The sequence below is a fragment of the Sphingopyxis sp. genome, from assembly GCF_035250425.1.
Lineage (GTDB): Bacteria > Pseudomonadota > Alphaproteobacteria > Sphingomonadales > Sphingomonadaceae > Sphingopyxis.
In genome coordinates, this window is the sequence record NZ_DATFFD010000059.1 from 19059 (window position 1) to 27070 (window position 8012).

9 protein-coding genes are annotated in these 8012 nt (G+C 66.0%); 8 read left to right on the plus strand and 1 reads right to left on the minus strand.

Annotation, left to right across the window (positions count from 1 at the left end):
• Positions 1–15: 15 nt before the first annotated feature.
• Positions 16–903 carry a LysR family transcriptional regulator gene (locus VJ811_RS03620; protein ID WP_324070912.1) on the minus strand — a complete coding sequence of 296 codons (888 nt, stop codon included), beginning with the start codon at positions 901–903 and terminating at the stop codon, positions 16–18.
• Positions 904–1001: 98 nt separating this feature from the next.
• Between VJ811_RS03620 and VJ811_RS03625 the strand changes: the two genes are divergently transcribed.
• From VJ811_RS03625 to VJ811_RS03660, 8 genes are all read left to right on the plus strand, one after another.
• Positions 1002–2495 (plus strand): CoA-acylating methylmalonate-semialdehyde dehydrogenase, encoded by a 1494-nt coding sequence (locus tag VJ811_RS03625; protein WP_324070913.1) that lies wholly within the window; start codon positions 1002–1004, stop codon positions 2493–2495.
• Positions 2496–2529: 34 nt separating this feature from the next.
• On the plus strand, positions 2530–3429 hold the full coding sequence (locus VJ811_RS03630; protein WP_324070914.1) for a polysaccharide deacetylase family protein: 900 nt from the start codon (positions 2530–2532) through the stop codon (positions 3427–3429).
• Between the two features lie 59 nt (positions 3430–3488).
• Entirely contained in the window at positions 3489–4025 is a 537-nt protein-coding gene (locus tag VJ811_RS03635; RefSeq protein WP_324070915.1) for a hypothetical protein, read from the plus strand.
• 25 nt (positions 4026–4050) lie between these two features.
• Positions 4051–4353 (plus strand): I78 family peptidase inhibitor, encoded by a 303-nt coding sequence (locus VJ811_RS03640; protein ID WP_324070916.1) that lies wholly within the window; start codon positions 4051–4053, stop codon positions 4351–4353.
• Positions 4346–4741, plus strand: coding sequence for a RidA family protein (locus VJ811_RS03645; protein WP_324070917.1), 396 nt, complete (start codon positions 4346–4348; stop codon positions 4739–4741). The genes VJ811_RS03640 and VJ811_RS03645 overlap by 8 nt, the downstream gene beginning before the upstream one ends.
• Positions 4742–4743: 2 nt before the next feature.
• Positions 4744–5889 carry an acyl-CoA dehydrogenase family protein gene (locus tag VJ811_RS03650; protein WP_324070918.1) on the plus strand — a complete coding sequence of 382 codons (1146 nt, stop codon included), beginning with the start codon at positions 4744–4746 and terminating at the stop codon, positions 5887–5889.
• A 148-nt stretch (positions 5890–6037) separates the two neighbouring features.
• Positions 6038–7084 (plus strand): enoyl-CoA hydratase/isomerase family protein, encoded by a 1047-nt coding sequence (locus VJ811_RS03655; RefSeq protein WP_324070919.1) that lies wholly within the window; start codon positions 6038–6040, stop codon positions 7082–7084.
• A gap of 109 nt (positions 7085–7193) precedes the next feature.
• Positions 7194–7976, plus strand: a complete 783-nt coding sequence (locus VJ811_RS03660; RefSeq protein ID WP_324070920.1) for an enoyl-CoA hydratase-related protein — start codon at positions 7194–7196, stop codon at positions 7974–7976.
• Positions 7977–8012 lie beyond the last annotated feature (36 nt).

Sequence of the window (8012 nt, forward strand, 5' to 3'; positions counted from 1 at the left end):
ACGCCGGGATGACGATCATGCTGGAACCAGCAGCCCCCGGCTCTCGCGCACTTCGGCATCGAGCCAGTCGATAAAGGCGCGGATGCGCGGTTGCGGCGCGACGTCACGGTGGAGCGCGAGCCAGAAGGCACGCGCGACCGTCTGCTCGGGCCGCACGCGGACGAGCGCCGGATCGCCGCTCGCGAGGAAGCATGGGAGCACACCCACCCCCGCGCCGCCCGCGATCATCCGCCGCTGCGCAAGGATCGACGACGAGCGCACCGTCGCGCGCAGCCCCGGCTCGATCTCGCCCAGATAATCGAGCTCGGGGGCGTAGAGGATGTCGGGCATATAACCGATCACGGGGATGCCCGTGCGCGACAGCGGCGCCGCGGCAACCGCTTCCTGCCAGTCGCGCCGGTCGGCGGGCGCATAAATGCCGAGGCTGTAATCGGACAGCTTGCGCGTGATCAGCGGACCCTTGCGCGGCCGCGCGAGCAGCACCGCCATGTCGGCCTCGCGCCGCGACGGGTTGAGGAAACCCGACGAGGCGACAAGGTCGATCTCGAGCTCGGGGTGCGCGGTGACGAAACCCGCGAGGCGCGGCGCGATAAAGCTGTTGCCGAATCCTTCGGACACGCTGACCCGCAATTGGCCCGACAGCGCCGACCCGCCCTCGCGCGCCGAATGGATGCGCGCCGCCGCCGCCGCCATCGCTTCGGCATGCGGGACGAGCGCCCGGCCCGCCGCGGTCAGAACGAAACCTGACGGCGCGCGTTCAAACAAAGTCTGCCCCAGCGCGGCTTCGAGCGCGCTCACCCGCCGGCTCACCGTCGTCGCATCGACGTGCAGCGCCGCGCTCGCGCGTGCGAGCGTGCCGTGGCGAGCGACGAACAGGAAATATTGCAGCCTATCCCAATCCATGACCTGCAAATATGCAGTATCGTCCTGCAAGTCTATCCCTTGCAAAAGGGGCGCACATGGTCTGTTGCAGCGGCAAGATTTTACGGGAGACTCGGGATATGCGACAGATCGACCATCACATCGTCGGCGGTGCCGGCGGCAGCGCCCGCCAAGGCGATGTCTTCGACCCCAACAGCGGCGGCGTCCAGGCGCATGTCGCGCTCGGCGACGCGGCGCTTCTCGACCGCGCGGTCGCCGCGGCGAAGAAGGCGCAGCCCGCGTGGGCGGCGACGAACCCGCAGCGCCGCGCGCGCGTGATGTTCGAATTCAAGCGCCTCGTCGAAGCCAATATGGATGCGCTCGCGCACATGCTGTCGAGCGAGCATGGCAAGGTGATCGCCGATTCGAAGGGCGACATTCAACGAGGCTTGGAAGTCATCGAATTCTGCTGCGGCATCCCGCATGTGCTGAAGGGCGAATATACGCAGGGCGCGGGTCCGGGCATCGACGTCTATTCGATGCGCCAGCCGATCGGCATCGGCGCGGGCATCACCCCGTTCAACTTCCCCGCGATGATCCCGCTGTGGATGTCGGGCGTCGCGATCGCGACGGGCAACGCCTTCCTCATCAAACCGAGCGAGCGCGATCCGTCGGTTCCCGTCCGCCTCGCCGAACTCTTCCTCGAAGCCGGCCTTCCCGAGGGCATTTGCCAGGTCGTTCATGGCGACAAGGAAATGGTCGACGCGATCCTCGACCATCCCGATATCGGCGCGGTCAGCTTCGTCGGCTCGTCGGACATCGCGCATTATGTCTACAACCGCGGCGTCGCGAACGGTAAGCGTGTGCAGGCGATGGGCGGCGCCAAGAACCATGGTATCGTCATGCCCGACGCCGACCTCGACCAGGTCGTCAATGATTTGACCGGCGCCGCCTTCGGTTCGGCGGGCGAACGCTGCATGGCGCTGCCCGTCGTCGTCCCCGTCGGCGAAGACACCGCCAATCGCCTCCGCGAAAAGCTGATCCCCGCGATCGCGGCGCTGCGCGTCGGCGTGTCGACCGATGCCGAGGCGCACTACGGCCCGGTGGTGACGCAGGCGCACAAGGAAAAGGTCGAAGGCTGGATCCAGAAATGCGCCGACGAAGGCGCCGAACTCGTCGTCGACGGCCGCGGCTTCTCGCTTCAGGGCCACGAAAAGGGCTTCTTCATCGGCCCGACTTTGTTCGACCATGTCACCACCGACATGGAATCGTACAAGGAAGAAATCTTCGGGCCCGTGCTCCAGATCGTGCGCGCGCCCGACTTCGAGACCGCGCTCGAACTGCCCTCGAAGCACCAGTACGGCAACGGCGTCGCGATCTTCACGCGCAACGGCCACGCCGCGCGCGAATTCGCGGCGCGCGTCAATGTCGGCATGGTCGGCATCAATGTGCCGATCCCGGTTCCCGTCGCCTATCACAGCTTCGGCGGCTGGAAGCGTTCGGCGTTCGGCGACACCAACCAGCACGGCATGGAAGGCGTGAAATTCTGGACCAAGGTCAAGACGATCACCCAGCGCTGGCCCGACGGGTCGCCCGACGGCGGCAACGCCTTCGTTATTCCGACGATGGGCTGACGCCGCGTTGCTGCGGCGGCTGCTCCTGCCCCTGATGCTTTTGTTGCTGCTGTCGGTTCCGGCGGCGGCGCAGAAGATGATCGCGCTGTCGTTCGACGACGCGCCGCGTGGGCGCGGCGCCTTCTTCACCCCCGACGAGCGCACGCAGCGCATCATTGCGGAGCTCAAGCAGGCGAAAGCCCCGCAGGCGGTCTTCTTCGTCAATCCCGCCGCGATCGGGCAAGGCGACGGGGTTGGCGGCGCCGAACGCATCGCCGCCTATGTCGCCGCGGGTCATGTGATCGCCAATCACAGCAATAGCCACAAGCGGCTCAGCACGACCGACACCGCGGCCTATCTCGCGGACCTCGACGCGGCCGAGGTATGGCTCAAGGGCCGCCCCGGCTATCGGCCGTGGTTCCGCTTCCCCTTCCTCGACGAGGGCGGGAAGGACAAAGTGAAGCGCGACGCGTTGCGGCAGGGTCTCGCCGCGCGCGGCTTGCGCAACGGCTATGTCACCGCCGAATCGTCGGACTGGCACCTCGAAAACCTGACGCGCGAGGCGGTGCAGGCGAAGAAGACGATCGACCGCAAGGCGCTCGGCGAGCTTTATGTCACCTGGCATGTCGAAGCCGCCGATTTCGCCGACGCGATGATGCGGCGCGTCACCGGCCGCCAGCCGATGCAGGTGATGTTGCTCCACGAAACCGATCTCGCTGCGCTCCATATCGGTGACCTCGTCCGCGCGCTGCGCAAAGCGGGCTGGACCGTCGTCAGCGCCGACACCGCCTATGCCGACCCGATCGGCAAGGAAATGCCCGATACGCCGGCGGCGAACGGCACGCTGACCGAGGCGCTGGCTTGGGCTGCGGGCGTCCCCGCGCCGCGCTGGTATCGCTATAACCAGACCGACCTCGCGACCGCGGTGTTCCGTGAAAAGGTGCTGGGCGAATGATGCGCCATCATGAAACCCGCACGCCGTACCGGGCATTCTCCTTCCGAAGGAGATTGCCGATGGCCCGTCTGATGCTTCCCGCCGCCTTGCTGCTGCTCGCCGCGTGCAGCGGCGGCGAGGACAAGTCCCAGCCCGAAGACAGCGCGGCGATCTCGCCGCTGCAAAAGGCCGAGCGCCCGGCGCCCGCCGAACCGGCGGAGCCGACGGTGGATGCGGACCTGCCCGAAGCGGTCGAAGAAACGCCGGCAAAGCCCGAACCCAAAACCACCGGCGACGGCAAGGCGATCCCGCCCGCAATCCGCGGCCGCTGGGCGCTCAAGGTCGCCGATTGCAAGGCGAAGAAGGGCACCGACCTGACCGCGCTGACGATCGATGCGACGAACCTGCGCTTCTATGAATCGCATGGCGAACTCGCGCGCGTTCGCGAAAGCGACGCGAACCGCATCGTCGCCGACTATAAATTCAGCGGCGAGGGCGTCGAGTGGGATCGCCGGATGCAACTCGACCTCGCCGATGGCGGCAAGACACTCGTCCGCCGCGACTCCGGCGAGGGTGCCGCAGCGGGTTCGATGCGCTATACGCGCTGCGCCGGATGACGGTTTTTTGATAGGGAGACGAAAGATGGACATTCGCTGGATTGCAATTGCCGCCGCGCTGCCGCTCGCCGCTTGTGCGAGCAGCGAAACGCCGCCCGCATTGACCCCGACCCCGCCCGCCGAAGCCGCGTGCAACGCCGATAGCGTGCAGTCGCTCGTCGGTCAGACCGCAACCGCCGAAGTCGGCGGCCAGCTCCTCAAGGGCAGCGGCGCGACGACGCTGCGCTGGGTCCCGCCGCGCACCGCCGTCACCATGGATTTCCGCGCCGACCGGCTGACGGTCTCCTACGACGACGCGCTCAAGATCGAGCGGATCAGCTGTGGCTGACGGCGCGCGTCGCAACCATAGCTCGGCGTCCCCGTTCGAACCGGTCTACGGCTACAGCCGGGCGGTTCGGGTGGGGAACCGCATCGACGTCGCGGGCTGTGCGCCGATCGAACCCGACGGAACCTCGACCCCCGGCGACGCGGGCGTTCAGGCGGCGCGCTGTATCGCGATCATCGGCGAGGCGCTCGAAGCACTCGGCGGCAGCTTCGCCGATGTCGTGCGCACGCGCATGTATATCACCGACTCCGCGGATTCCGATCTTGTGGGACGTGCGCACGGATCGGCATTCAAAAATGTCCGTCCTGCATCGACGATGCTGGTTGTGCCGGCGCTGATCCGCCCCGAATGGAAAGTCGAAATCGAAGCCGAAGCCATCATCGAGAAATGACCATGACCGACCAGTTCCAGCTTACCGACGACCAGCTCGCGATCCAGGATATGGCGCGCAAATTCACCGCCGATCGCATCACGCCCTTCGCGGCCGAATGGGACGAGAAACATCATTATCCCGTCGACGTGTGGAAGGCGGCGGGCGAACTCGGCTTCGGCGCTATCTATGTGGCGGAGGAATCGGGCGGCATCGGGCTTGGCCGGATGGAGGCGGCGCTGATCATGGAGGCGATGGCTTATGGCTGCCCCGCGACCAGCGCCTATGTGTCGATCCACAATATGGCGACCTGGATGATCGACCGCTTCGGCGGCGCCGAGATCAAGGCACGCTTCCTGCCCGACCTCGTGAGCATGGAGAAGATCGCCAGCTATTGTCTGACCGAGCCGGGCTCGGGGTCGGACGCCGCCGCGCTCAAGGCGACGGCGAAAAGGGATGGCGACCATTATGTGCTGAACGGCACCAAGCAGTTCATCTCGGGCGCCGGCTATAACGACATCTATGTCTGCATGGTGCGCACCAGCGAGGAAAAGTCCAAGGGGATCAGCTGCCTCGTCGTCGAAAAGGACACGCCGGGCCTCAGCTTCGGCGCGCCCGAGAAGAAGCTTGGCTGGAACGCGTCGCCGACCGCGCAGGTCATCTTCGAGGATTGCCGCGTGCCCGTCGAAAATCTGGTCGGCGCCGAAGGCGACGGCTTCCGTTTCGCGATGGCGGGGCTCGACGGCGGGCGGCTCAACATCGGCGCCTGCTCCTTGGGGGGCGCGCAGCGATGCCTCGACGAGGCGGTCGCCTATACCAAGGACCGCCAGCAGTTCGGGCAGCCGATCGCCGATTTCCAGAACACCCAGTTCATGCTCGCCGACATGGCGACCGACCTCGAAGCCGCGCGCGCGCTGCTCTATATGGCGGCGGCGAAGGTCACCGCGAACGCCCCCGACAAGTCGCGCTTCTCGGCGATGGCGAAGCGGCTTGCGACCGACAATGGCAGCAAGATCGTTAACGACGCGCTCCAGCTGTTCGGCGGTTACGGCTATCTCCGCGACTATCCGATCGAGCGTTTCTGGCGCGACCTCCGCGTCCATTCGATCCTCGAAGGCACCAACCAGGTGATGCGGATGATCGTCGGAAGGGACCTGCTGCGCCAATGACAAAGGTCGAAAAGATCCTCCCCGGAACGGGGAGGGGGACCATGCGAAGCATGGTGGAGGGGCACATGCCCCATAGCGCAGCGTCTGGACGAGGGTGCCCCTCCACCGCCTTCGGCGGTCCCCCTCCCCGTGCCGGGGAGGATCGGCGATGACCGCAGACGTCCTGATCTCGACCGACGTCCGCGTCGGCCGCCTCTCGCTCAATCGTCCAAAGGCGATCCACGCACTCAATCTGCCGATGTGTCAGGCGATGATCGACGCGCTCGTCAAATGGCAGGGTGACGATGCGGTCGAGGCGGTGATCATCGACCATAGCGAGGGCCGCGGTTTCTGTGCTGGCGGCGATATCCGCATGCTCGCGGAAAGCGGCGCGAAGGATGGCAAGGAAGCGCGCCTCTTCTTCCACACCGAATATCGCCTCAACCATCTGCTCTTCACTTATCCCAAACCCGTCGCCGCCTTCATGGACGGCATCACGATGGGCGGCGGGGTCGGCATCTCGCAGCCGGCGAAATATCGCGTCGCGACCGAGCACACGCGCTTCGCGATGCCCGAGACGGGGATCGGGCTGTTCCCCGACGTCGGCGGCGGCTGGTATCTGCCGCGCCTCGAAGGCCGCGTCGGCGCCTATCTCGCGCTCACCGGCGCGCGGCTCGACGGCGCGGAGTGCTTGGCACTCGGCCTCGCGACGCATTATCTGCCGTCCGAAAAGCTCGCCGAGGCGAAGGAACGCATCGCGGTCGATCCGACCCGCATCGGCGGCATCTTGGGCGAATTGTCGGTCACCGCGCCGCCCGCCGCGATCACCCGGCATCTCGAACGGATCAACCGCCTGTTCGCGAGCGACACCTATGAGGATATATTGGGCGCGCTCGAAGCCGATGGCGGCGAATGGGCCGAAAAGGAGCTGGCGACGCTCCACGGCAAAAGCCCGCAAACCTGCAAGGTCGCGCTGCGCCAGCTGAAGGAAGGCGGCGAGATGCACGACTTCGCCGCGCAGATGACACAGGAATATGCGATCGGCAGCCGCGTCGTTCAGATGCACGATTTCATCGAGGGCGTCCGCGCGTTGATCGTCGACAAGGACAACAGTCCGAAATGGGATCCACCGACGCCCGAAGCGGTCACCGACGACTGGATCGACGCGATCTTCGCGCCGCTCCCTGAAAGCGAGAAATGGACCCCGCTCACCTGACTTCGCAATACCCCCCACTTCGTCACCCCGGACTTGATCCGGGGTCCATGGGCCGCCGCCGGAATGGGCCCCGGATCAAGTCCGGGGTGACGATGATAAGGAGATAAGAATGACCTACGAAACCCTCCTCGTCGAACAGCGCGGCGCCGTCACCTTGGTGACGCTCAACCGCCCGCAGGCGCTCAACGCGCTGAATTCGGGCGTGCTCGATGACCTGATCGCCGCCTTTGCGGCCTTTGAGGCCGATCCGGGCCAGCGCTGCGCGGTGCTCACCGGTTTGGGCGACAAGGCGTTCGCCGCAGGCGCCGACATCAAGGAAATGGCCGACAAGCCCGCCGCCGATTTCTACCTCGAAGATTTCTTTTCGAAATGGACGAGCGATTTCGTGAAGAAGGTGCGCAAACCGTGGATCGCCGCGGTCAACGGCTTCGCACTCGGTGGCGGCTGCGAGCTCGCGATGATGGCCGATTTCATCATCGCGTCGGAGAAAGCGAAATTCGGCCAGCCCGAAATCAAGCTCGGCGTCGCACCGGGCATGGGCGGGTCGCAGCGGCTGACGCGCGCGATCGGCAAGGCGAAGGCGATGGAAATGTGCCTCACCGGCCGGATGATGGACGGTGCCGAAGCCGAGCGTTCGGGCCTCGTCGCGCGCGTCGTCGACCATGCAAATCTGATCGAGGAAGCGATGAAGACCGCAACCGCCATCGCCGCGATGCCGCCGATGGCCGCGATGGTGAACAAGGATATGGTCAACGCCGCGTTCGAAACCACGCTGGACCAAGGGCTGATCTACGAACGCCGCCTGTTCCAGATCCTCGCCGCGACCGAGGACAAGGCCGAGGGCATGGCCGCCTTCATCGAGAAACGCGAAGGCGTGTGGAAGGGGCGGTGAGCCCAGTTCCCCTCCCGCTTGCGGGAGGGGTTAGGG